This is a genomic window from Mesorhizobium sp. CNPSo 4671 (genome assembly GCF_057784245.1).
Map to the genome: position 1 here is coordinate 53,094 of NZ_JBWLUW010000014.1, position 24,559 is coordinate 77,652.

General features: G+C 63.5%; 24 protein-coding genes. 17 read left to right on the forward strand and 7 right to left on the reverse strand.

Annotated elements, in window-relative coordinates; genetic code table 11:
* Window positions 1–126 precede the first annotated feature (126 nt).
* The 6 genes from AC04SF_RS30350 (at window position 127) to lpxK (ending at window position 5,731) form a co-directional block, all read left to right on the forward strand.
* On the forward strand, window positions 127–1,470 hold the full coding sequence (locus AC04SF_RS30350; RefSeq protein WP_096459138.1) for a TldD/PmbA family protein: 1,344 nt from the start codon (window positions 127–129) through the stop codon (window positions 1,468–1,470).
* Entirely contained in the window at window positions 1,457–2,272 is an 816-nt protein-coding gene (locus tag AC04SF_RS30355) for a 3'(2'),5'-bisphosphate nucleotidase CysQ (protein ID WP_096456793.1), read from the forward strand. The genes AC04SF_RS30350 and AC04SF_RS30355 overlap by 14 nt, the downstream gene beginning before the upstream one ends.
* A 76-nt stretch (window positions 2,273–2,348) precedes the next feature.
* Entirely contained in the window at window positions 2,349–2,594 is a 246-nt protein-coding gene (locus AC04SF_RS30360) for a DUF4170 domain-containing protein (RefSeq protein WP_095202347.1), read from the forward strand.
* A 5-nt stretch (window positions 2,595–2,599) separates the two neighbouring features.
* Window positions 2,600–3,391, forward strand: coding sequence for a lysophospholipid acyltransferase family protein (locus tag AC04SF_RS30365; RefSeq protein WP_488480786.1), 792 nt, complete (start codon window positions 2,600–2,602; stop codon window positions 3,389–3,391).
* On the forward strand, window positions 3,388–4,704 hold the full coding sequence (waaA, locus tag AC04SF_RS30370; protein WP_488480787.1) for a lipid IV(A) 3-deoxy-D-manno-octulosonic acid transferase: 1,317 nt from the start codon (window positions 3,388–3,390) through the stop codon (window positions 4,702–4,704). The genes AC04SF_RS30365 and waaA overlap by 4 nt, the downstream gene beginning before the upstream one ends.
* 1 nt (window position 4,705) lies before the next feature.
* A complete protein-coding gene (gene lpxK / locus AC04SF_RS30375; RefSeq protein WP_488480788.1) occupies window positions 4,706–5,731 on the forward strand; it encodes a tetraacyldisaccharide 4'-kinase in 1,026 nt (341 codons plus the stop codon).
* Between the two features lie 122 nt (window positions 5,732–5,853).
* Here the strand turns inward: lpxK and AC04SF_RS30380 are convergent, their stop codons facing one another.
* A complete protein-coding gene (locus AC04SF_RS30380) occupies window positions 5,854–6,087 on the reverse strand; it encodes a DUF2093 domain-containing protein (RefSeq protein WP_096456798.1) in 234 nt (77 codons plus the stop codon).
* Between the two features lie 186 nt (window positions 6,088–6,273).
* On the opposite strand from AC04SF_RS30380, the gene AC04SF_RS30385 reads away from it, so the two are divergent.
* Window positions 6,274–6,801 (forward strand): hypothetical protein, encoded by a 528-nt coding sequence (locus tag AC04SF_RS30385; RefSeq protein ID WP_488480840.1) that lies wholly within the window; start codon window positions 6,274–6,276, stop codon window positions 6,799–6,801.
* A 38-nt stretch (window positions 6,802–6,839) separates the two neighbouring features.
* Here the strand turns inward: AC04SF_RS30385 and AC04SF_RS30390 are convergent, their stop codons facing one another.
* Window positions 6,840–7,766, reverse strand: coding sequence for a LysR substrate-binding domain-containing protein (locus tag AC04SF_RS30390; RefSeq protein WP_096456802.1), 927 nt, complete (start codon window positions 7,764–7,766; stop codon window positions 6,840–6,842).
* A gap of 90 nt (window positions 7,767–7,856) precedes the next feature.
* Here AC04SF_RS30390 and AC04SF_RS30395 point away from each other — a divergent pair, with 90 nt between their 5' ends.
* The gene (locus AC04SF_RS30395; RefSeq protein ID WP_488480789.1) at window positions 7,857–8,750 is read left to right on the forward strand and encodes a DMT family transporter; all 894 of its coding nucleotides are present in this window, start codon (window positions 7,857–7,859) and stop codon (window positions 8,748–8,750) included.
* Between the two features lie 109 nt (window positions 8,751–8,859).
* Window positions 8,860–9,612, forward strand: a complete 753-nt coding sequence (locus AC04SF_RS30400; protein ID WP_488480790.1) for a hypothetical protein — start codon at window positions 8,860–8,862, stop codon at window positions 9,610–9,612.
* A gap of 6 nt (window positions 9,613–9,618) precedes the next feature.
* Here AC04SF_RS30400 and mutL read toward each other — a convergent pair whose 3' ends face one another.
* The gene (gene mutL, locus AC04SF_RS30405; RefSeq protein WP_488480841.1) at window positions 9,619–11,511 is read right to left on the reverse strand and encodes a DNA mismatch repair endonuclease MutL; all 1,893 of its coding nucleotides are present in this window, start codon (window positions 11,509–11,511) and stop codon (window positions 9,619–9,621) included.
* A gap of 59 nt (window positions 11,512–11,570) precedes the next feature.
* Window positions 11,571–12,473 (reverse strand): LysR substrate-binding domain-containing protein, encoded by a 903-nt coding sequence (locus AC04SF_RS30410; RefSeq protein ID WP_488480791.1) that lies wholly within the window; start codon window positions 12,471–12,473, stop codon window positions 11,571–11,573.
* Between the two features lie 91 nt (window positions 12,474–12,564).
* On the opposite strand from AC04SF_RS30410, the gene AC04SF_RS30415 reads away from it, so the two are divergent.
* From AC04SF_RS30415 to AC04SF_RS30435, 5 genes are all read left to right on the forward strand, one after another.
* Window positions 12,565–14,115, forward strand: a complete 1,551-nt coding sequence (locus AC04SF_RS30415; RefSeq protein ID WP_488480792.1) for a trimethylamine methyltransferase family protein — start codon at window positions 12,565–12,567, stop codon at window positions 14,113–14,115.
* A 44-nt stretch (window positions 14,116–14,159) separates the two neighbouring features.
* Window positions 14,160–15,809 carry an ABC transporter substrate-binding protein gene (locus AC04SF_RS30420; RefSeq protein WP_488480793.1) on the forward strand — a complete coding sequence of 550 codons (1,650 nt, stop codon included), beginning with the start codon at window positions 14,160–14,162 and terminating at the stop codon, window positions 15,807–15,809.
* Window positions 15,810–15,905: 96 nt separating this feature from the next.
* Window positions 15,906–16,385, forward strand: a complete 480-nt coding sequence (locus AC04SF_RS30425) for a DUF3828 domain-containing protein (protein ID WP_202350655.1) — start codon at window positions 15,906–15,908, stop codon at window positions 16,383–16,385.
* A 299-nt stretch (window positions 16,386–16,684) separates the two neighbouring features.
* A complete protein-coding gene (locus AC04SF_RS30430) occupies window positions 16,685–17,650 on the forward strand; it encodes a right-handed parallel beta-helix repeat-containing protein (RefSeq protein WP_488480794.1) in 966 nt (321 codons plus the stop codon).
* Between the two features lie 185 nt (window positions 17,651–17,835).
* Window positions 17,836–18,459, forward strand: a complete 624-nt coding sequence (locus tag AC04SF_RS30435; RefSeq protein WP_488480842.1) for a hypothetical protein — start codon at window positions 17,836–17,838, stop codon at window positions 18,457–18,459.
* A gap of 8 nt (window positions 18,460–18,467) precedes the next feature.
* Here the strand turns inward: AC04SF_RS30435 and queF are convergent, their stop codons facing one another.
* On the reverse strand, window positions 18,468–18,929 hold the full coding sequence (queF, locus tag AC04SF_RS30440) for a preQ(1) synthase (protein WP_488480795.1): 462 nt from the start codon (window positions 18,927–18,929) through the stop codon (window positions 18,468–18,470).
* Between the two features lie 137 nt (window positions 18,930–19,066).
* On the opposite strand from queF, the gene AC04SF_RS30445 reads away from it, so the two are divergent.
* Complete coding sequence (locus AC04SF_RS30445; RefSeq protein ID WP_488480796.1) at window positions 19,067–21,112, forward strand: oxidoreductase; 2,046 nt, start codon at window positions 19,067–19,069, stop codon at window positions 21,110–21,112.
* Between the two features lie 12 nt (window positions 21,113–21,124).
* Here the strand turns inward: AC04SF_RS30445 and AC04SF_RS30450 are convergent, their stop codons facing one another.
* Window positions 21,125–22,144 carry a LacI family DNA-binding transcriptional regulator gene (locus AC04SF_RS30450; protein WP_488480797.1) on the reverse strand — a complete coding sequence of 340 codons (1,020 nt, stop codon included), beginning with the start codon at window positions 22,142–22,144 and terminating at the stop codon, window positions 21,125–21,127.
* Window positions 22,145–22,257: 113 nt separating this feature from the next.
* Between AC04SF_RS30450 and AC04SF_RS30455 the strand changes: the two genes are divergently transcribed.
* Complete coding sequence (locus AC04SF_RS30455; protein ID WP_488480798.1) at window positions 22,258–23,451, forward strand: phytanoyl-CoA dioxygenase family protein; 1,194 nt, start codon at window positions 22,258–22,260, stop codon at window positions 23,449–23,451.
* Window positions 23,452–23,590: 139 nt separating this feature from the next.
* Here AC04SF_RS30455 and AC04SF_RS30460 read toward each other — a convergent pair whose 3' ends face one another.
* Window positions 23,591–23,998, reverse strand: a complete 408-nt coding sequence (locus tag AC04SF_RS30460) for a hypothetical protein (protein ID WP_488480799.1) — start codon at window positions 23,996–23,998, stop codon at window positions 23,591–23,593.
* A gap of 118 nt (window positions 23,999–24,116) precedes the next feature.
* On the opposite strand from AC04SF_RS30460, the gene AC04SF_RS30465 reads away from it, so the two are divergent.
* Window positions 24,117–24,545, forward strand: coding sequence for a MarR family winged helix-turn-helix transcriptional regulator (locus tag AC04SF_RS30465; RefSeq protein ID WP_488480800.1), 429 nt, complete (start codon window positions 24,117–24,119; stop codon window positions 24,543–24,545).
* Window positions 24,546–24,559: the final 14 nt, after the last annotated feature.

A 24,559-nucleotide genomic window follows, 5' to 3' on the forward strand; every position in this document is an offset into this window, starting at 1 on the left:
TTTGCCGGTCTTGAGCCACAGGCAATCACGCTACTGATTCCGGCCTTCGCCATTGCACAAGCCGGATCGGGACAATAGATGGGTGGGCGCGGCCGCAAGCTGGCCGCGACGAGCAGGATCACAGGCATGGCCGACACATCAGACGCTAAAAAACTGACCGACCGCGTCGCGGCGCTGGTCGAGGCTGCCAAAAAGGCAGGCGCCGATGCCGCCGATGCGGTCGCCGTGCGCGGCCGTTCGACGGGCGTGTCCGTGCGGCTCGGCAAGGTCGAGGCCACCGAATCGTCCGAGGCAGAGGATGTTTCGTTGCGCGTCTTCGTCGGCCAGCGCGTGGCGAGCGTCTCGGCCACCGCCGCGTCCGACCCGCGCTCGCTTGCCGAGCGCGCCGTTGCGATGGCGAAAGTCTCGCCCGAGGATCCCTATCAGGGTCTCGCCGATCCGGCGCTGCTGGCGAAACGAACGCGCGATCTCGACCTGTTCGACGCCACCGAAGTCTCCGCCGATCAGCTGAAGGAAGCCGCCCTTGCGGCGGAAGCGGCCGCCCTTGCCGTCAAGGGCGTGACCAATTCGGCCGGCGCCAGTGCCGGTGCTGGCCTTGGCGGCATGGTGCTGGCCACTTCGCACGGCTTCCTCGGCCACTATGTCGGCTCGCGTTTCTCGCGTTCGGCCAGTGTCATTGCCGGCGAGGGCACCGGCATGGAGCGCGACTATGAATTCTCCTCGCGCCAGCATTTCGCCGATCTCGACGCGCCTGATGACATCGGCCGCAAGGCTGGCGAACGCGCCGTGCGCCGCCTCGGCGCGCGCAAGGCGGCGACTGGGCCGGTCGACGTGGTGTTCGACCCGCGCGTGGCGCGCGGCATCGCCGGCCACATTGCCGGTGCCATCAACGGCGCCTCCGTCGCGCGCAAGACCTCGTTCCTGCGCGACATGATGGGCAAGCAGGTGGCCGCATCCGCCATTACGGTCACCGACGAGCCGCTCAGGCCGCGTGGCCAGGCCTCGCGTCCGTTCGATGGCGAGGGCGTCGAGGGCGAGAGGCTTCTCATGGTCGAAAAGGGCGTGCTCAACCACTGGTTCCTGTCGACCTCGGCCGCGCGCGAACTGGGATTGATCACCAACGGGCGCGGATCGCGCAGCGGCTCTTCCGTTTCACCGTCCTCCACCAATCTCGCCATCGAGCCGGGCGAACGCTCGCCCGGCGACTTGATCAAATCGCTCAAGACCGGCTTCTACGTCACCGAAGTGTTCGGCCAGGGCGTCGACATGGTGACCGGCGAATACAGCCGCGGCGCCTCCGGCTTCTGGATCGAGAATGGCGAACTGGCCTATCCGGTCGCCGAGGTCACCATCGCCTCGAACCTGAAGACCATGTTCCTCAACATGGTGCCGGCCAACGACCTCGACCGCAATTTCGGCACGGCCGCGCCAACTCTGCTGATCGAAGGCATGACCCTTGCCGGAGCATGAGTTGACCGCTGCCGGTGCCTCCTCGGGCGCCATCGGGGATCTGCCGCTGCTGCGCGACGCCGCCCGCGAGGCTGGTCTCATCGCCATGCGCTACTTCGGCAACAGCCCGCAGGTTTGGATGAAGGGAGGCACCTCGCCGGTCAGCGAAGCCGATCATGCGGCCGACGCCTATCTGCGTCGCACGCTGCTGGCGGCACGGCCCGACTATGGCTGGCTGTCGGAAGAGACGGTCGATGACCCGGTGCGGCTTTCGGCGCGCCGCACCTTCGTCGTCGATCCGATCGACGGCACGCGCGGCTTCCTCGAGGGCCAGCGCACCTGGTGCGTCAGCGTCGCTGTCGTCGAACAGGGCCGCACGCTTGCCGGCGTGCTCGAATGCCCGGCAATGGACGAGACCTACTGGGCGCTGCCTGGCCAAGGCGCCTTCCGCAACGGCAAGCGCATCGCGGTGCGCACGCTTGGCGACAAGGCCGAGATTTCCGGGTTGAAGCAGTTGATCGACCTGGTGCCGGCCGGCTGGCAGAAGCGGCTGACGCGGGCACCCTACAGCCCCTCGCTTGCCTACCGCCTGGCGATGATCGCCAATGGCACGCTCGACGCCACCTTCGTCAAGCCGAACGCGCATGATTGGGACATCGCCGCCGCCGATCTCATCCTGGGCGAGGCCGGCGGCCGGTTGCTCGACCCGCATGGCCGCGCGCCGCTCTATGCCGGTGAAGTCACCCGCCACGGCGCGCTCGCCGCCGGCAGCGGTGAATTGCTGGCTGTGCTCGTCGATGTCATCGCCGGGCTGGATGCGTGAAAGCACATTCGCAGGTTCCAAAGTCGGCGGCTTTGGTCTAGACCTGTCACAAACTCACAATATGTGAAGGACCGACATGACCGCGGAAGACGGGAAGAAACAGCTTTTGCATCTGGTGTTCGGCGGCGAACTGAAGAAGCTTGGCGGCACCGAGTTCCGCGATCTCGACGGGCTCGACATTGTCGGCATCTATCCTGACTATCAATCCGCGCACACGGCGTGGAAAGCCAAGGCGCAAGCCAGCGTGGACAATGCCCATATGCGTTATTTCGTCGTTCATCTGCACCGTCTGCTCGACCCCGACAACAAGGCTGTCGGTTGACCTCGATGGAGCATGACCTGGCGAAAGGGCCAGCGAGCGAGGCAACGCCCACCGGCAGGGGCGGCAGCCGCGCGACCAAGGCGTTCTGGCGCAAGGTGCGCGAACCGCTGGCGCAGTCGCGATTCGTCAAGAACGCCATTGCCAGCCTGCTGGCGCAGTTCGTGCGGCTGGTTCGCCTGACCAGCCCTTTGGTCGCCGGATCGGCACGCTTTTCGGGCGGCGCCTATGCCGAATTCGAGCCCGGCATCATCGCTTTGTGGCACGGCCAGCATCTTTTGACGCCGGCCTATTATCCCAAGCGCAAACCGCTGGTCGCCATGGTGTCGCGCAGCGCCGATGCCGAACTCAATGCGCTGATGCTGGAGAAATTCGGTATCGAGGCGGTGCGCGGTTCGGGCGGGCGTGACAATGCCAGGCATCTCGACAAGGGTGGGGCCAAGGCCCTCATCGCCCTCAAAAAGTCGCTCACCGCAGGCAAGAACGTCGCCATGATCGCAGACATTCCGCACGGCACCCCGCGCGACGCAGGGCTCGGTATCGTTCTCCTAGCGCGCCTCTCGGGCCGGCCGCTGCTGCCGGTCGCCATCGCCACCTCCCGCCGCAAGGTGCTGGAAAAGAGTTGGGACAAGACCACCATCAACCTGCCGTTCGGCCGTTCCGCCGTGACCATCGGCGTGCCGATCTTTGTCGCGGCGGACGCCGACGACGCCGAAATGGAGCGCAAGCGCCAGGAAGTCACCACCGCGCTCAATGCCGCGACCGCCGAGGCCTACCGTCTCGTGGATGGCCGGCGATGAGCGGTCGCTGGGCGCGCACCATGCTGACGGCATACCGTTTCGCCGGTGCCGCGGCCTATCCGCTGGTCGGGCCCTATGTCGCCTGGCGCACCTCGCGCGGCAAGGAGGACCGCAACCGCCGTCGCGAGCGCTACGGCGTCGCCGGCCGGCCGCGCCCCGAAGGGCCTGTCATCTGGATCCATGCCGCAAGCGTTGGCGAGACCATTGCCGTCGTGCCGCTGGTCGAGAGCATTCTCGACTATGGCGTCAACATCGTGCTGACCACAGGCACGGTGACATCGGCCCAGGTTGCCGATGAGCGGCTCGGTGACCGCATCATCCACCAATATGTGCCGCTCGACCTGAAGCCGGCGGTCAGCCGGTTCCTCGACCACTGGCGGCCGGATCTGGCGATCATCGCCGAATCCGAGATATGGCCGATGACCATCCTCGAGCTTGGCGCGCGCCATGTGCCGCAGGTGCTGGTCAATGGCAGGCTTTCCGATCGCTCGTACTCTTCGTGGAAGAAGCGCGCCAACATCGCCGAAGCGCTGTTCGAGAACCTGGCCCATGTCGTTGCCCAGTCCGACGTCGACGGCGAGCGTTTTCGCGCGCTTGGTGCCCGGCCGGTCACCGTGTCGGGCAATCTCAAGGTCGACACCAACCCACCGCCGGTCGACGAACGGGTACTGGCCACCTTGCAGCGGCAGATCGGCGGCCGCCCGACCTGGGCGGCGATCTCGACTCATGATGGCGAGGAAGTGGTCGCGGCGGAAGTCCATGCGACGCTGCACAAGCGTCACCACGGCCTGCTGACGATCGTCGTTCCGCGCCATCCCGATCGTGCCGAGGCGCTTGCCGCGCAGATTTCCGGCATGGGGCTGAAGGTCGCGCGGCGCAGCAAGGGCGACCGCATCGGGCCCGACACCGATATCCTGCTCGGCGACACGATCGGCGAGATGGGGCTCTATCTCCGACTGACCGAAATCGCTTTTGTCGGCCGCTCGCTGACCTCCGAGGGCGGGCAGAACCCGCTCGAGCCGGCCATGCTCGACACCGCGGTCCTTGCCGGCCGCAATGTGCAGAATTTCCGCGAGGCCTATCAGCGCCTGATCGACAGCGGTGGCGCCAAGCTGGTGCGCGATCGCGACATGCTGGCCGGTGCCGTCAATTTCCTGCTGACCAACGAAGTCGCGCGGCATGAGATGATGGCGGCGGGGATCGCGACCGTCGATGAGATGCGCGGCGCGCTGGCGCGCACGCTGAAATCGCTCGAACCCTATATCCAGCCGCTGGTCGTCAAGTCGCGCCTGAAGGGCGCCAACGGGCGCTAGCGTGGCCTCCGAAGCACCACCATTCTGGTGGGAAGAGCCGGACTGGAAAGTCCTGGCGCTGTCGCCGCTATCGGCCGTCTATGCGCTTGTCGCCGGCCGCGGCATGCGGCGGGCACGGCGCGAGAAGATCGAGGCGCCGGTTCTGTGCGTCGGCAATTTCACCGTCGGCGGCACCGGCAAGACGCCGGTCGCCATCGCGCTCGCCGAACAGGCCAAGGGCATGCAGCTGAAGCCCGGTTTCCTGTCGCGCGGCCATGGCGGCTCCTTCGCCGAGCCGCATGTCGTCGATGCCCATCACGATGCCGCCAAACATGTCGGCGACGAACCGCTGCTTTTGGCCGAACACGCGCCGGTAGCGGTGACGCCGAACCGCGCTGCCGGCGCCCGGCTGCTCATCGAAAAGCACGGCTGCGATTTCCTGATCATGGATGACGGCTTTCAGAGCGCGCGCATCCACATCGACTACGCGCTGATCGTGGTCGACGCCCGCTACGGCATCGGCAATGGTCGCGTCATTCCGGGCGGCCCGCTAAGGGCCAAGATCGTCGACCAGTTGGTCTTCACCAGCGGGCTGTTGAAGATGGGCGAGGGCACCGCCGCCGACGCCGTGGTGCGCCAGGCGGCGCGCGCCGGTCGGCCGATCTTCGAGGCGCATACGGAGCCCAGCAGCAAGACAGGGCTTGCCGGCAAGCGGTTCCTGGCCTTTGCCGGCATCGGCCATCCCGACAAATTCTTCGACACGGTGAGGGCGGCCGGCGGCGAGGTGGTTCTCTCAAAGCCCTTTCCGGACCATCATTTCTACGCTGAGGACGATCTCGCCGAACTGGCGGCGACGGCGCGCGCCGAAGGCCTTGGCCTCATCACCACGGCCAAGGACGCTGCCCGGCTGCGCCATGGCGCCTCGCAGGACTTTCTCGACAGGTTCGAGGTGCTGGAAATCGACACGGTTTTCGAGCTCGACCATGTTCCCGAGCGAATCATCGACGAGACGCTGGATGCCTGGCGGCAGCGCAAGCTGAGAGGCTAGAGCAATTCCAGGAAAAGTGTGAAGCGGTTTTCCCGGGAAAAGCGTGTAGCGCTTTCCCTTGGGAATTGCGTCAAAACAAAGAGCTGGAACGGTTCGGCGTTTCCGTGAAACGATGAACCGTTCTAGCTACGCTTGCGCAGCTCCGGATGCATTTCGATTTCGCGGCGCAGCGAGGCGGTGGCGTTGGCGTAAGGCTCCTGCCTGGCGACGCTCCAGTATTTCAGCTCGTCCAGGGGGATGTTTTCCCCGGTCACCGCGCAGCGCACGAACGAGCCGGGGCTGGTGACCTGGAAATCGCCATCGAGATAGCGGATGCGGGCTTCCTTGCCGCCCGGGCCTTCGAAACGGTTCATCATGCGGTGGTGCCGAGGTTCATGCTGATTTCATCGCCACAAATCGCCGGCCAGGTCAAGCATGCGACAAGCCTCGGACAATGCTGAGGCACTACGACAGGTATGAAAAGCGCTTTTATCGGGGGCACGATGGATATTTCTTCCGCCCGCCTGGCTTCCCTGCTCAAGGAGGCGATGACGCCGCACCCCGTGCCGTTGGCGAAAGCCGATCCGGTCAGGACGGCGCTGGTCAGGGAACTGGTCCAGCCCGCCGCGCCCTCTCTGTTCGCCCAAAGGACGGCGCCCGCCTTGATGGCGATGCCTGCCGCACCAATGGCCGTCAAATCGCAGCAGATAGCTTCGGCGGGCATCGTCGAAGCCTATCAGGCCCAGCTCGACACGCGGGACGAGGCGGTGCTGGCAACGTTCGTGGCGAGGAGAGCTGCCCCGCCCGAGGCCGAAACGCAGCGCGGCGCCATGCCGCCTTCGGCGACGGCCAATGACAACGCGCCGGCCAGGCCCGCGGGTGTGTCCTTGCTGTCGTTTATCCCGCCGCAGGCTCCGGTTCCGCAAAACGCCGCCCTGGCAATGCCGGCGGGACGGCATAGGCCCGCCAATCAATCCTACGGTGCGGCGCCGAATCCCGAACGTCTTTTGATGAAGATCGGCTTTGTTTCGATAACGCTGGGTTTATTGGGAATCTTGACCGTTGGCTTCGTTCTGCTGCTGCTTCGTTGAGTCTGTGAATCGACTGATCTTGGGCGGGGGCAGGAGACCTATCGCTCGGCTTCGATAAACGCCTCGATCTTGTCCGGCGCCAATCCGGCCTGCTGCGCGATGCGGCGGGCAAGGTCGGCGGCGGCCGTGCGTGGCCGTCCCAGCGGCCGGTCGAGCCAATAGGACACCGGACTGAGCGCGGTGCGCTCGTCGACCGCGGTGATGCGGCCCGACTGCAGCTGATGCCCGGTCAGCGGCGGACGCGCCAATGCGATGCCGAGCCCATAGGCTGCGGCATCCAGCACCAGATTGTAATCCTCGAATCGCCGGTCCTGTGGGCGTGGCCGGTAGTCCATGCCTTGCGCGGCGAACCAGGCACGCCAGGCGGAGGCGTCGGAATCGTTGATCAGCGGAAATTTGAGCAGCCTGGCCGGGTCGCCCCGCCCGATTTCGCGTGCCAGCTCGGGCGAAGCGACCGGGAAGACATGCTCTTCGAACAGCTGCACCGAAACACGGCCCGGAATGCCGCCACGGCCGCAGCGGATCGACAGATCGATGCCTTCATCGGCAAGGTCGGCCTGGCGGATGTCGACATCGAGCACGATGCGCAGCTTGGTGGGATTGTTTTCCAGCGCCGCCATGCGCGGCATCAGCCACAGTCCGCTCACCGAGGGGATAGAGGTCAGCCGCACCACCGCCGTGCCGCGTGGCTCAACCCAGCGGTCGGAATGGCTCGATATCAGCGCGAAAGCCTCCGATGTGCGCAGATGCAGCCGGTTGCCTTCGATCGTCAGCGTCACGCCGCGCGCGCCGCGATCGAACACTTTCAACCCGAGCCAGTCCTCCAGCTTGGCGATCTGCCGGCTGACGGCGCCATGGGTGATGTTGAGCTTTTCGGCCGCCGCAGAAAAACTGCCGGTCCGCGCCGCCGCGTCGAAGGCGCGCAGGGTTTCCAGCGGCACCATTGTCTCTGAGCTGTGATCCATAGTCACAGCTGATCCTCGATTTGGTCGTTTGTCAACGGCGCCGAAAAGACGTTTTCTGCATTCAAGGGCGGAAAACACGAGGACAGCAAGATGAGCGCGATCACGGGAACGTCGAATCAGACACAGCGGATGGACACCACGGCAGCGATCGCGGTCGCGCTCACGGTGGTGGGCTGGGCGTCGGCCTTTCCGGCGATCCGTGCCGGCCTCGCCGCCTTCGGCCCCCTGGAACTCGGTGCGCTACGCTTTGCCATCGCTGCCGTGCCGGCAGCGATTTTCCTTGCCGCCAAGCGTCCGGCATTGCCCAGGCTCGATGAATTGTGGCGCCTCGCCTTTGGCGGCGCCATTTTCGTCGCGCTCTACACCGTCATGCTCAATTTCGGCGAGTTGACCGTCTCGGCCGGGGCCGCCGGCTTCATCATCAATGTCAGCCCGATCTTCACCGCCATTATGGCTATGGCATTGCTCGGCGAGCGCTTCTCAGGGTGGGCCTGGTTTGGCACGGCCATTTCTTTCGCCGGCATCGGCATCATCGCCGTGGCCGACGGCAATGGCCTGCACTTCAATGCCGGCGCGCTGTTGGTTCTTGGCTCCGCGCTATGCTCGGCCGTCAACACGATCGTCCAGAAGCCGCTGTTTGCCCGCCATCATCCACTGACCATCTCAGCCTCGAATATGATCCTTGGCGCACTTTGCCTGTCACCCTTTCTGCCAAGCGGCTTTGCACAGGCAGCGGTCGCCAACACAGCCGGCCTCGGCGCCGTGATCTTTCTCGGCATCGTGCCCAGCCTGATCGCCTATGCCGCTTGGGCAACCGCGCTGTCGCGTCTCCCGGCGGCGCGCGCTTCGAACTTCCTCTATTTAGTCTCGCCGGTGTCCGCCTTGATCGGCTTCTTCTGGCTAGGCGAAGTGCCGACCCTGCTCGGCATCCTCGGTGGCGCGCTGGCGCTCGGCGGCGTCATCGTGGTCAATTTGAAGCGGTAAAACAAAAGATTAGAGGCATTTCTGGACTCAAACCGAGAACCGTTTCCAGCAGCATGCAGACACCCGGCGAAAGGGCCGCTATGGTGAACCGTCTTCGCTGGGGGACCAAATGGAGCGACTCTTCGTATCGATGGTTTGCTGGCTGTTGCTGCTGACCGGACAAGCTGCGGCGGGCTGGTATCAGGTAAAGAATTTCGAAGGCTCCATCGGATCGAGGCCGGTTCATCTGTCCCTCCAAAGATATGACGGCTTCGGCAGCGGGATCACGGTCGAGGGAAGCTACTTTTATGACGCCAAGCAGAGCCCCATCGCGCTCTACGGGAAAGCTGAAGGAACCAAACTCACGCTTTGTGAGATCGCGGACGACAAGGAATTGGATCGAGTGTTGGTGGTGGGATCAAAGACGCCCATCGATACCACGGGATGCCCGCTTTCGCTCGACATCAGCGAAAGTGGCGCGACGGGGGGCTGGGTCAAGGGAGCGGAGAAGTTCCCGGTCGTGCTCAAGCAGGTTGCGGGCCTCGACGATACGGCCGAGGGTAAGATCAATGGAATCGTCGAGATTTCCTTTTGGGCGCAGACCGCGGCCCATAGATTTGCTGGCATCTTCACCAAAACCGACGCCGGCATCTGCATGACCACACTGCAGGTCATCAGCAAGAAGACAAAGAGAGCCGTCCAGAGCATCCGGTTCGACGACGATGACTGCAATGCAGGCATGTTGATGACGCCGGTCTATATGAACGTTCAACAGCAGGGCGAAGAGATTATTTCCGTGAATTTTCGCGGCGGAAACGGCGGCCACGCGATGGAGTATGGCTACTCTCCCAAAACCAGGAAGTATCACCGATTGGTGAATTGAGCGAACTCACCGCCGTCCGAACAACCGCTCGATATCGGCGAGCTTCAATTCGATATAGGTAGGCCGGCCATGGTTGCAGGTGCCGGATCCCGGCGTCGCTTCCATCTGGCGCAGCAGCGCGTTCATCTCCTCGGCCTTGAGCAGGCGGCCGGAGCGCACCGAACCATGGCAAGCCATGGTGGCAGCGATCTTGTCCAGCCGCCCTTTCAGCGTTTCGACCGTGTCGTTGTCGGCGATCTCGTCGGCGAGGTCGTGCACCAATTGCCGGACATTGGTCTCGCCCAGCATGGACGGAGTCTCGCGCACCGCCACCGCTCCGGGGCCGAAACGCTCGATGCCGAGGCCGAAGCGGGCGAGTGTCTCGGAATGCATCGCGAGCCGCTCGGCGTCCTCTTCCGGCAAATCGATGATCTCCGGCAGGAGCAGCATCTGCGAAGGCACGGGTCGCGAGTGCAGGGCGTTCTTCAGCGCTTCGTAAACCAGTCGCTCATGCGCGGCATGCTGGTCGACGATGACGAGCGAATCCCTGGTCTGCGCCACGATATAGTTCTCATGCACTTGGGCCCGTGCCGCGCCTAGCACCGTGCCGAGGAGGGTCTCAGCCGCTTCGCTCAGCCCCGCGCGCGCATCGGCGCTGGCAAGCTCACCGGCATCGAACGCCGCCTGGCCGGGCTCGCCAAAGCCACTGCCATTCCTTGCGCCGGCGCGCTCAAAGCCCGCACCTTCGAAACCCATGTCGAGCGGGCGCTGCGGTGAGTGCGAGGGGTCGAAACCGGCGGAGCCGGACGCGCGATAGGCCGCGTCGTAGCTGCGATGGCCGTTGGCCGGGCCGCCGTGACCGTAGGATGCCGCACCTGGCCGGAACGCCGCCATCATGCCGGCGGCTCCCGTCGTGGCTGAACGGATGCCGGCATCGGCCAGTGCCTGCCGGATGGCGCCGACGATCAGCCCGCGCACCAGGCCCGGATCGCGGAAGCGCACATCGGCCTTGGCCGGATGGACATTGACGTCGACGATGGCCGGATCGAGCGTCAGGAACAGCACCGTCACGGCGTGGCGGTCGCGCGGCAGGACATCGGCAAAGGCGCCGCGGATGGCGCCGGCGATCAGCTTGTCGCGCACCGGCCTGCCATTGACATAGGCGTATTGCTGCAGCGCGTTGGCGCGGGTGAAGGAGGGGATCGACACATGGCCGGTCAAATGCACGCCTTCGCGCATCGCGTCGATGGCAATGGAATTGTCGGGAAACTCGGCCCCCATCACCTGGGCGACGCGGCGCAGGCTGCCTTCCGGACTGTCGTCGGTCGCCGGCAATTCCAACGTCGAGCGGTCGGAACCGGCCAGCGTGAAACGTACCGTCGGAAAGGCAATCGCGATGCGCTTGACGACATCGCTGGTCGCCGAGCTTTCGGCGCGCTCACCCTTCATGAATTTCAGCCGCGCCGGCGTTGCGAAGAACAGGTCGCGCACCTCGACGGTCGTGCCGCGGTTGGCCGCCGCCGGCCTGACGGGGAGCACGCGGCCGCCCTCTATGCCGATTTCGGCGGCGCTGTCGCCCAAAGCCGTGCGCGACCGGATCGACAGCCGCGACACCGAGCCGATCGACGGCAGCGCCTCGCCGCGAAAGCCGAGCGAGCGGATGTCGTTGATATCCTCGGCGAGCTTGGAAGTGCAGTGGCGCGCGATCGCCAGCGCCAGTTCTGGTTCGGGGATGCCGGAACCGTCATCGGTAACACGGATCAGGTTCAGCCCGCCGCCTGCCGTGACGATTTCGACGCGCAATGCACCGGCATCGAGCGCATTCTCGACCAGTTCCTTCACCACGCTCGCCGGACGCTCGATGACTTCGCCGGCGGCGATCTGGTTGATCATCGTTTCGGAAAGCTGGCGAATGGGCATGACGGCAGTATAGGCGGATTCGTGTCGTGCGGGCGAGGGCGAACTGCGGCGGAACGGCTTTATGCCTGCGCCGCCAGCCAATCCCTTACCTTGCGGGCATTCTCGCTCAGCTCCCGGTTCTTCGGCCAGACGATATAGAAGGCCTTGCCGGTCTTGAGCACATGATCCGTCACCTGCACCAGCAGTCCCGTCGCCAGCAGTCGCTCGGCGAGGTGCCGCCAGCCGAGCGCGATGCCTTGCCCCTCCATGACGCCCTGGATCACCAGGCCGTAATCGTTGATGCGCAGGCCGCGCGCGGTGTCGCCAAGGCTGCCGCCGGCTGACTGGAACCATTCGTCCCAGCTCGCCGCCTCGCGATACGGCTCCTCGAGATGTATAAGCCGGTGCGTGGCCAACTCGCCAACCGTCCTCGGCATGCCGAACTTGGCCAGATAGCTGGTGCCGGCGACGGGGAAAATCTCCTCATCGGCAAGCGGCAGCGAATGGTAATCCGGCCAGTCCCGCGGCTCGCCGCCGCGTACCGCCAGCGGTATGCCTTCAGCGATGATGTCGAGGTCGCGGTCGGCGGTCTGGATGCGCAGGTCGATGCCCGGCAATCCGTCACGGAACTGCTGCAGGCGCGGCATCATCCAGAACGAGCCGAACGCGGTCGATGCGGCAAGCGTCACATGACCGCCCGTCGCTTGCAGGCGCAGATCCTCGGCCGACTTGCGGATGTGCGACAAGCCGAGCGAGACATCGGCGTGGAAGCGCTCGCCGGCCTCTGTCAGGCTGACCTGCCGGTGGCGGCGCTGGAACAGCTTGGCGCCGAGCTGTTCTTCCAGCCCGCGCACCGCGTAGGAGACGGCGGCCTGCGTCATGCCGAGCTCCCGCCCGGCGGCGGTGAAGCTCGACAGCCGGCCGGCGGCCTCGAAGACGATCAGGCTGCCGGCGGAGGGCAGGAGGTGGCGCAGGCTTCGCATAAGCACAGCTTATACAAGAGATCAGGATTTTCCAGCGTCACAGCCATGTGCGGTCTGACTAAATTGACGCAGATGAAAAGACGGAGTTGTCATGAACGCGCCGGCCGCTGAGTTGACCGAAAACACCAGCCGCCGAAGCGGCGGCCGCCTGGGTCGAAAGGCCCTGCGAGGGGCGCCCATAACCTCGTTCCCGACCCTTGTGCGCAAGATTCCCGTCTATCAGATGGTTCCGGACGAGGCGGTGGAACTGATCCACGAGGAATCGCTCAAGATCCTCGAGGAGGTAGGCTGCGAATTCCGCGACGACGGCGCGATCGCGCTCTGGAAGGCGGCCGGCGCCGATGTCAGGGAGACGCGTGTCCGCATCGACCGCGCGCTGCTGATGGAGCTGGTCTCGAAGGTTCCGTCGGAGTTCACGCTCCATGCGCGCAACCCCGAGCGCACGGTGCGCGTCGGCGGCAACAACTCGATTTTCGTGCCGATGTATGGCGCGCCCTACGTCCGCGACCTCGACAACAACAGGCGCTATGGCACGCTCGCCGACCTCAACAATTTCCACAAAATGGCCTACATGGCGCCGGCGCTGCATTCATCGAGCTCGGTCATATGCGAGCCGATGGAAATCGCGGTGCCGAAACGGCATCTGCACATCATCCACTCTGCGTTGAAACATTCCGACAAGCCGTTCATGGGCATCGTGACGTCGAAGGAGCGCGCTGAGGACACTATGGCGATGGCTGGCATCGTGTTCGGCGAGGAGTTCGTCCGCGACAACCCTGTGCTGGTGGCGATCACCAACTGCAATTCGCCGCTGGTATGGGACGCCACCATGATTGACGCCATGCGCGTCTACGCGAGCCACAATCAGCCGCTGATCCTGGCGCCTTTCGCGCTGTGTGGGGCTTCGACCTCGGCTTCCGCCGTCGGCGCTGTGGCGCAGGTCAACGCCGAGGCGCTTGCCGGCGTGGCGCTGACCCAGCTCATCCGCCCAGGCTCGCCGCAGCTCTACGGCCAGTTCATGGTCACCGTCGACATGAAGACCGGCGCGCCGATGGGCGGTACGCCGGAGGCCGCCCAGATGATGTACCTGATGGGGGCGCTGGCGCGGAAATACCGCCTGCCGTGGCGCACCTCGGGCTTCCATGTCGGCTCGAAGCTGAACGACGCCCAGGCGGGCTACGAATCGAACATGCTCATGCATGCCGCGATCCTATCGGGCGCCAACTACATCTGGCATTCCGCCGGATGGCTGGAAGCGGGGCTCACCTGCGGCTATTCGAAATTCGCCACCGACTGCGAGCAGCTTGTCGGCTGGTACAAATATGCCGGCGGGCTGTCCTTCGACGATTTCAAGGAAGCCATGGCGGCGATCCGCGAGGTCGGGCCGCAGGGCCATTTCCTCGGCACCCAGCACACGCTCGAACATTTCGAGTCCGCCTTCTTCATGCCTTCGATCATGGACTTCAATTCCTACGAGCAATGGAATGCCGAAGGGGCGAAGGACCACGACACGCGCGGCCGCGAGAAGGCGCGCAACATGCTCGCAGACTACGAGGAGCCGAAGCTCGATGAGGGTATTGCCGAGGGTCTCAGGGATTTGATCGCGCGGCGCGAGGAGAAACTGCCGGACACCGTCAGTTGACCCAAAGGGCGAAGACCCGACGGGAACCATAAGGGAGGAAGAAAATGACGCTTTTCAGAAGCAATGGCGACCGAGTCCCCGCCACCATCGAGGCGATGGCGGAAGAAGCGCGTGCTGGCCGCATGGACCGGCGTGAGTTCCTGGCGCTGGCAAGCGCCTTCGGCGCGTCGACCGCGCTTGCCTATGGCATGATCGGCGTTGCCGCGCCGACAAAGGCCCTGGCCGACGAGCCGAAGAAGGGCGGAACGCTGCACGTCGCGATGTCGGTGAAGGCGCAGAAGGATCCGCGCACTTATGACTGGACGGAAATGGCAAACGTCACCCGGACATGGCTGGAGCCGCTCGTCCGCTACACGCACCAGTTCACGTTCGAGCCGGTCCTGCTCGAAAGCTGGGACGTCAATGACGACGCCACCGAATATACGCTGCATCTGCGCAAGGGCGTGACCTGGAACAATGGTGATGCTTTCAACGCCGACGACGTGGTCTCCAATCTGAACCGCTGGTGCGAGAAGGGTGCGTCCGGCAATTCCATGGCGGCACGCGTCGGCGCGCTGATCGACTCGAAGACCGGCAAGGCCAAGGATGGCGCCATCACCAAGGTCGATGACCTCACGGTCAAGCTGAAGCTGGCCGAACCCGACATCGCGATCATACCGGGCTTCACTGACTATCCGGCACTGGTCGTGCATCGCGACTTCGACAAGGATGGCGCCGACCCGCTCAAGAAGCCAATCGGTACCGGACCTTTCGAATTGGTGTCTTATGCTGTGGGCTCGAAGGCGGTCGTCAAGCGTCGAGAGAACGGCAAGTGGTGGGGTGGTGAAACGCCGCTCGACGGTGTCGAATTCATCGACTACGGCACCGACTTCAACGCAACGCTGAATGCCTTCGAATCCGGCGAGATCGATCTCGATTTCGAAACACCGGCCGACTTCATCGACGCCCTCGATAAAATGGATCTGGTGAAATCGGAGGTCGCGACGGCGACCACGCTCGTTGCCCGCACCAACATCACCCACAAGCCCTATGACGATCAGCGGGTGCGCAATGCGCTGCAGATGGCCGTTGACAACAATGCCGTCATGCAGCTCGGCTATGCGGGGCTCGGCACGGTCGGCGAGAACCATCACGTCGCCCCGATCCATCCTGAATACTATCCGCTGCCCAAGAAGACACGCGATGCCGCCGCCGCCAAGAAGATGATGGCGGATGCCGGGCAGGCCGACTTCGAGCACGAACTGATCACCGTCGAGGACGAATGGCAGAAGAACACCGGCGATGCGATCGCTGGCCAGTTGCGCGATGCCGGGATCAAGGTCAAGCGTACGGTGCTGCCGGGCTCGACCTTCTGGAACGACTGGACGAAATATCCGTACTCGATGACCATCTGGTACATGCGCCCGCTCGGCGTTCAGGTGCTGGCGCTCGGTTATCGCTCCGGCGAGGCCTGGAATGAGACGGCCTATTCCAATCCGGACTTTGATGCCAAGCTCAAGCAGGCGCTTTCGCTGGCCGACCCAGCCAAGCGCAAGGAGGTGATGAAGGATGTCGAGCAGATCCTGCAGGACTCCGGCGTCATCATCCAGCCGTTCTGGCAGAAGCTCTACTGCCACATGAACAAGAAGGTGAAGAACTACAGGATGCACCAGACCTACGAAATGGACTTCCAGAACGTCTGGCTCGACAGCTGAAAGGAGGCCGGGCAGGGGCTTCATGAGCCGCAAAAAAGCCGGTATGCAGGATGCGTGGCGTGGATTGATTCAAGCCACCAAAAGCGGAGATTCTGCATGCGACGGACAGTGCTGCTTGCCGCCCTATCGACAGCCTTGCCCGCGGCCGCCTTGGCCGGACCGGCGTCCGACGCCGTAAAGTTCTTCTATGTTCCGGCGGTCAAATTCGAGGCTGACGCACAATATCGGGATCGCTTTACCGACCCGGTGACGAAACTCTTCGATCTCAACGACCAGGCGACCAAGAAGAATCCCGATCAGGTCGCCTGCATCGACTTCGATCCCGGTTTGGATGCGCAGGATTTCGACCAGAAGACCGTCTCCAAGACCTTGAAACTGTCCGAGACGGTGGATGGCGACACCGCGCAAGTGGTGGCGAGCTTCAAACTTTTTCCGGACGGAGACGATGCGCAGCGTGAAATGCACTGGTCGCTGAAGAAGCTCGATGGCAAATGGAAGGTATCGGACATCGCCTCGAAGACCAGCGACTGGACGCTGAGCCAACTCGAATGCATGGCGGGGCAGGATCCGGAGTGATGCCGTGAGGCTCGGTTGCTCCAGCTGGGGCGTCGAATCGGCCGGTTCATGTCGCTGCTTGCCGTCGTCACGCGCGAGGCCTGCTAAATTTCGTGGAACGTCAAGCACTTCGACTGTAGTGTGAAGGCGATGTAACAAAACTACGAAGGCGGCTGCGTAGCTTGGCGCGTCGCCGCGCTTCGGAGAAATACAAATCGGCGATCCGGTTTTGAGGTCGCGTTGCTTTTGACAGGGCAACGCGCTAAACTTCTTGCGCTTGGTTGTGAACGAATCTCTTGTTCCATTTAGGGGGAATGATCATGAAAATTCTAGTTTACCTATTATCATCGCTGTTTCTCGCTTTGGCGATGGCGGTGATCGCTACTCCGGCTTCCGCACAGGCAACCCGGACATGGGTTTCCGGCGTTGGTGACGACGCCAATCCCTGCAGCCGCACTGCGCCTTGCAAGACCTTCGCCGGCGCGATTTCCAAGACCGCCGCCGGCGGTGAAATCAACTGCATCGATCCAGGTGGTTTTGGCACGGTGACGATCACCAAATCGATCACCATCGCATGCGAGGACGTCGAGGCAGGTGTGTTGAACGCAGGGGTAAATGGCGTCATCGTCAATGCGTTGGCCACTGACGTTGTCGTTCTTCGTGGTCTCGATATCGACAGCACGCCGACTTCGCCCGGCCTCAATGGGGTGCGGTTTCTTGTCGGCGCCGCATTGTTTATCGAGGACTGCGTCATTCGCGACAACACGGGTGCCGCGCCGAATGGCATGGGTATCAACTTCGCTCCGTCCGTGGCGGCTGAGCTCTATGTCAACAACACCACGATCACCGGCAACAATGACGGCATCCATGTCCAGCCGACCGGCACCGGATCCGCGAAGGTCGTTATCGAAAACTCTTCGATCGAGAACAACAATCTTGCCGGGGTGAAGGCCGACGGCACCGGCAGCACCGGCGGCATGAACATAACCGTCGTGAGCAGCAATGTGTCCGGCAATACCAACTCCGGCATCAGCTTGTTCAATACGGCGGGTGGTGCAGCAATCAACATCATGGTTGATCGCGTCGCTGCGGCCAACAACGGGGCGAACGGGGGCCTTCGGGCCGATGGACCGAACACCCTGCTGCGGGTCGGCAATTCTACGGTCAGCGGCAATACCACTGGCACGGCGATCAACAATGGTGGCTTGATCCAGTCTTACGGCAATAACCAGATCAACGGCAACACCAGCGATGGGCCAAATCCGCCTGTCATTGCACTGAAATAACCTGATGTGGCTCGCCTGGCGCGATACCGATCGCGCCAGGCAAGCAATTTGAGTGGCGTGGCCTTGTCTACGCCAACAAACTCTGCATGGTTCTGGATCAGGCCCGAAGGTTGTGTGGCTGGATGTCCAGCCAATCGAATGCATGCCCATCGAAAGGCATGACTGGCCAAAGCCTTGGTGACGTTATGGCCCGTATTTGTCTTCTGGCATTCTCGGTTTTTTTCATACTGGCGTCGGGTTTATGTGGCGTGGCTGCGCAAGGGTTGTTTGGCGCGCCCCCCGCAAACCCTCCCGCCGACGGCGCGCCCTCGGCTGGCGCTCCTTCCGACAGCGGGGCACCTCCCGCCAATGCGCCGGGCGGCGCGGCGGAGCCGGCAACGCCGCCGGTCGCCTGGCCGCCCAGCGAACCTGCCGCACCCATCCAGCCGGGATCGCCGACGGCGGTGGTGCGGCCGTTCTACGATCAGGTTGGCCTGGAGATCGATCCGGCGCAGCGCAGCCATTTCATCGATCCGGCGAAGACCGTGCTCGACAAGAGCGACGCGTTGCGCAAATCCGGGCAGGGCGAATGCCTCGACCCCAACATGGCGCTGGACAATGCCGATTACAACAAGGACGAGATCGACAAGAGCCTGAAGACGCTCGAATCGATCAATGGCGACCAGGCCAAGGTCGTCGTCGCCTTCGTCGTCGCCAGCAACCCGCATCGGCTTGAATGGAAGCTCAAGAAGGTCGACGGCGACTGGAAGATATCGGACCTGCTTTCGGTGACCGGCGAGTGGGCGCTCAGCCAATATCAGTGCGAATGAGGGCCGGCTCAGCCGCGGCCGCGATACGGCGCAACACCGGTTTCCGGCAGCCAGGCGCCTTCCGGTGGCGCGCCGGTTTGCCAGAACACATCGATCGGAATGCCGCCGCGCGGATACCAATAGCCGCCTATGCGCAACCACAGCGGCCTGGTTGCTGCCACGATGCGGTGGCCGATCATCACGGTGCAATCCTCATGGAAGGCGCCATGGTTGCGAAATGAGGTCATGAACAGCTTCAGCGATTTCGATTCCACCAGAGCCGCATCGGGTGCGTAGTCGATGACGATATGGGCGAAATCCGGCTGGCCGGTCACTGGGCACAGCGAGGTGAATTCCGGGCAGGTGAAGCGCACGATCGCCGGCGGACCGTCGCCACGCGTGAACGGCACAGTCTCCAGGACTGCCTGTTCAGGGCTCTGTGGCGTCTCGACGTGCGCGCCGAGCTGGGTGAGAGTTTTGGTATCGATCATGAGCGGGATCTCTTTCAAATTTCGCCGCTCCTTAGCACCGGACCGAAAGGTGCGCAGCCGTTTTCGGACGAATCCGATGCTTAAATAGGAACTGGAGCAGCGTGCTGCCCCACATAATTTGAAACAGCAGGAAGACGATGACCAGCAACGACCCGCTTCTCCAGCCCTACCAGCTCAAGCATCTGACGCTCAAGAACCGGGTGATGTCGACCAGCCACGAGCCGGCCTATTCCGAGGACGGCATGCCGAAACAACGCTACCGACTCTACCATGCCGAGAAAGCCAAAGGCGGTATGGCGCTGACCATGACCGCCGGCTCGGCCATCGTTTCGCGCGACAGTCCTGCCGCTTTCGGCAATCTGCATGTCTATGACGACCGCATCGTGCCGTGGCTCAGCGAACTCACCGAGGCCTGCCACGAGCACGACTGCAAGGTGATGATCCAGATCACCCATCTTGGCCGCCGCACCGGCTGGAACAAGGCCGACTGGCTGCCGGTGCTTTCCGCCTCGCCGGTGCGCGAGCCGGCGCACCGCGCTTTCCCGAAAACCATCGAGGACTGGGACATCGAACGCATCGTCGCCGACTATGCGTCGGCCGCCCAGCGCTGCCAGGCCGCCGGCCTCGACGGCATCGAGTTCGAGGCCTACGGCCATTTGATGGATGGCTTCTGGTCGCCGGCCACCAATCATCGCGACGACGAATATGGCGGCTCGCTCGACAACCGCCTGCGTTTCACCAACATGGTGCTCGATGCCGTGCGCGCGGTGGTCGGCGAAAAATTCGTCGTCGGCATCCGAATGGTCGCCGACGAGGACTTCGAGAAAGGCCTGTCGAAGGAAGAAGGCATCGAGATAGCCAGGTGGCTGGCCGGCTCCGGCAAGGTCGATTTCCTCAACATCATCCGCGGCTCGATCGAAAGCGACGCGGCACTCACCAAGGTCATTCCGGTGACCGGCATGCGGTCTTCGCCGCATCTCGATTTCGCCGGCGAGGTGAGGGCGGCGACGAAATTCCCGACCTTCCATGCGGCGCGCATTTCCGACGTCGCCACCGCGCGCCATGCGATCGCCACCGGCAAGCTCGATATGGTCGGCATGACCCGTGCGCACATCGCCGATCCGCACATCATCAAGAAGGTGATGGAAGGCCGCGAGCACGAGATCCGCCCCTGTGTCGGCGCCACCTACTGTCTCGATCGCATCTATGAAGGCGGCGAGGCCCTGTGCGTCCACAATGCCGCGACCGGCCGTGAGGCCGAGATTCCGCACATCATCGTCAAGACCGAAGGGCCGAAGCGGAAAGTCGTCGTCGTCGGTGCCGGCGCCGGCGGACTGGAGGCGGCGCGTGTTGCGGCTGAGCGCGGCCATCAAGTCACGATCCTGGAGGCATCGTCGCAAGCGGGCGGCCAGGTGCGGCTGGCGACCCAGAATCCGCGCCGCAAGGAATTGATCGGCATCATCGACTGGCGGCTGGCCGAACTCGACCGGCTCGGCGTCGAAATCCGCTACGACACCTGGGCGGAAAAGGAAGATGTTCTGGCGCTGGCGCCTGATGTGGTCGTCGTCGCCACAGGCGGCCTGCCGCAGAACCCGCCGCTGACGGCGGGCGACAATCTCGTCACGTCGAGCTGGGACATCATGGCCGGCAGCGTCAAGCCGGCCGAGAACGTTCTGCTCTTCGACGACAATGGCGGCCATCAGGGCATGGGCGCGGCCGAGTTGATCGCCAACAGCGGCGCGAGGTTGGAACTGGTTTCGCCGGAGCGTTTCTTCGCCCCCGAAATGGGCGGCATGAACCACGTGCCGTATATGCGCGCTTTCCAGGAAAAGGGCGTCATCATCACCATCAACACGCGCCTGCGCTCGGTGCGGCGCGAAGGCAATCAACTGGTCGCCGAACTCGCTTCGGATTTTGCCGATGGTTGGCGCGGCGAGCGACGTGTCGACCAGGTGGTGGTCGAACACGGTACGGTGCCGCTCGACGATCTCTACTTCGGCCTGAAGCCGCTGTCGAAAAACGGCGGCGCGGTCGATTACGAACGCCTGGTGGGCGGCGGCGACATTTTTCCGGCACGCAATCCAGGAGCTAGCTTCGTGCTGCTACGCATCGGCGATGCGGTCGCTTCCCGCAACATCCACGCCGCCATCTATGACGGGATAAGGTTCGGCTTGCGGATCTAATCCACCGCCCGCTCAGCCTGGCATGTTGAACGGCGTGATGATCTGGATGTTGGATGCGCCCGGGGCGATCGATTTCGGCAATGCTCCCTGTGCCCGCATGATGTGGATGCAGGCCGTCCGCATGTCTTGCCCGAGGTCATGATGCAGCACCGCCGAGATGCGTCGGCTTCGCAGTAGTTCGATATTGTCGGCGTCGAGATCATGGCCGATGAACACAAGGCAGGGCCGTTTCATCTCGGCGAATGCCTGCACAATGGAGGCGTTTCCGCCGCCGATGGAATACACCGCCGCAATGTCGGGATGGTGTGTCAGTGCGCTGCGGACAAGCGCGCCCGTCGTGCGATCGATGCCGTGCCCTTCGCTGACATCGACAATTCCGAGGTCGGGAAAGTTTTCGCGCAAAGCGCGGCGAAAGCCGATTTCGCGCTCCTCTTCGCCCCGGAAGCGACTGCTGCTCAAGGTGACAAGGACATCGGCACGACGTCCACCTAGCCATGCGCCGATCAGATAGGCAGCCGTTTCGCCGGCGGCGCGGTTGTCGACGCCGACATAGGCCAGCCTTCGGCTGTTCGGCAGATCGGTGACGAGTGTCACGACGGGTATTCCCGACTGAACGACCCGATCCACCGCGACCGCTATCTCCGGAATATCAGGTGCCTTCAGGAAAATGCCGTTGCTGCCGCGGCGGGCAATCGCGTCGAGCAGGGAGACGGTGTTCGCAGCCGCCCGCATTTCGGCAAGGTGGTAGCGTGACCGGAACACGGCCGGATGCAGGCCTGGCATTTCTGCCTCCAGCGCGGCGCGCACCGCTTCCGTGAAGCGCAGCGGAGCTTCCATGACAAGGTCGAGAATGAATTTGCGGCCCGACAGGCCGAGCTGGGAGCGTTGCGTTTCCAGTTCGCGGATCGCCTGCTCGACGCGGCGAACGGTGTGCTGACGCACGCCGCTGCGCCCATGCAGGACACGGTCGACCGTGGCGATGCTGACGCCGGCCTGCTGGGCGATGTCCTTCACCAGGAATGGATGCGACATCAGCCGTCTCGGTCAATCCTGAGGTGTTTTTGAGGTGTTTCAGCCGTATGCCACCTCTCACTCAAAGCTATACTTCCCTCATCCAGTCGAAACAAGACCATAGGGAGGATGCCGTGAAGGCCGACAATTTTGCCAAGCTCAGATCCGATCGTGTCTGGCTAACCGCCGATATGTGCAGCATCGACGATTTTGCGGCGTCGACGCAGCGGATCACAAACCTTGCGGACTATCCGTCCGCGTCCGAGGTGCAGAAGAACATCCTGATCTACGATGGTGCCGCGATTCGCGCGGCCGCTGCCGATCCGGCCCGGCGCAAGGTGCTTCTCGCCGAGTGGGTCGAGGCGATGACCGACGGCCCGGGTGTCGTCGTCTTTCGCGGCGCTTTCGAGGATGTGGCGCCAGTCGACGCGGCGACGGAAGCCTTCAACGCCATCATCGCTGAGGAGCGCGCGGCCGGGGCAGGCGGCGGCGATCATTTCGCCAAGCCAGGCGCCAACGACCGTGTGTGGAATGCGCTGGAAAAGCTTTGCCTGCGCGATCCCGCGACCTTTGCCGCCTATTATGGCAACGACATTCTCGCATTGATATCGGAAGCTTGGCTTGGTCCAGCTTATCAGGTCACATCGCAGGTGAACAATGTCAGGCCGGGCGGCGCATCGCAGTCGGCACACCGGGATTATCATCTCGGCTTCCAGACGGCGTCGGTCATCGAACGCTATCCGGTGCACGTCCATCGGATTTCGCCGGTGCTGACGCTGCAGGGCGCCGTGGCTCATTGCGACATGCCGGTGGAAAGCGGCCCCACGCTTTACTTGCCCTATTCGCAGACCTACCTGCCGGGATACCTGGCGATGAATCGCCCCGAATTCCAGGCCTATTTCAGCGAGCATCATGTTCAACTGCCTCTGAAGAAGGGCGATGCGGCGTTCTTCAATCCAGCGCTGTTCCACGCCGCCGGCACCAACCGGTCGGCTGATATCCAGCGCATGGCGAACCTGTTGCAGGTGTCATCGGCCTATGGCCGCGCCATGGAGAGCGTTGACCGGAGCCGCATGAGCGCGACCCTCTATCCCGTAGTCCGACGCATGCTCGGCGACGGCAGCCTCACCAGGCAGGCGGCCGACAACGTCATAGCATCGTCAGCGGAAGGCTATTCCTTTCCGACCAATCTCGATCGCGACCCACCGCTTGGCGGTCTTGCACCGGAAACACAGCAGGCGCTCTTCCACCGGGCGCTCGATGCGGGGTGGGAACCTACCGTCTTCGTGGAGGCACTGGAAAAGCAGGCGCGCAAGAAGCTGACCTGAGGCCGCGGCAACGATCTGCATTGGTGGCGCGCGGTCGGACCTGCATACGAGAGCCCGTGTATACCGGCCCGGCCGCGCGCCCGCACGTCATTGGCTCATCGCCTGATAACGTGCGATCTCGGAGTTTGCGGTGGGATGTTCAGACCATCCTGGCGATCGCCATGCACAGCACCGTGACCACCAGCAGCCATGCGGCGATGCGTTCGCCCATGGCCATTCTGGCGCGCAGTTGCGTTTCGATTTCCGTATTGGCGCCGGCGAGCTGTCGGCTGGGCGCCCTGACCATTGCGCCGAGCACGCCGGCGGCGGCGAAAGCCGCCAGTATGCCGAGTGCAAGCACCATTTCCATCGAGCCAAAATAGGCGCCGTGGAAGAAATACCACAGCAGCGCCCCGGTCAGGAAAACCATGCCGGCCGCGCCCATCTGCGGCTGGATGAAGCGTTCCGCCTTGATCTCGGGATCGCGGGCAAGCGTGATGGTGGTGCCAGCCCAGAACACCCCTGCCATGACGTGAAGACCGATAACCACGATGTAGACATATTGCATGCCGGCTCTCCTCTTTCGCCTGCTGGTACATCTAATAGTTAGATATCTAACTGTTAGATGTCAATGTATAAGGGAGGAGTCAGTTCCATCCGAGAAAAACACCGTCTAGTGTCCTGCGATGACGCCTTTTGAACGCCCGCCAGTCGGCATGAATCTCGGCCGCACCGCCAAGCTTGTTGCCCAGGCCTTCGACGCCGCTTTGGTCGAAGCGGGCGGGACATTGCCGGTCTGGCTCACGCTGCTGTCGGTCAAGTCGAGCAAGCTCGCCAATCAGCGCGAACTCGCCGGCATGATCGGCATCCAGGGCGCGACGCTGACCCACCACCTGAACGCGATGGAAGCGCAGGGCCTGCTGACGCGCCGCCGCGATCCCGTCAACCGCAGGGTCCATCTGGTCGAATTGACAGAAGCGGGAGAAGCGCTGTTCGAGACATTGCGACAGGCCGCGCTTGCCTTCGACAAGCGGCTTCGCACAGGACTGCCCGACGAGCGTCTGGCGGAGTTTGCGCAGGTGCTGGAGGCGCTGCGGGACAATGTCGAAAGCTAGGAGTACCGAACCTT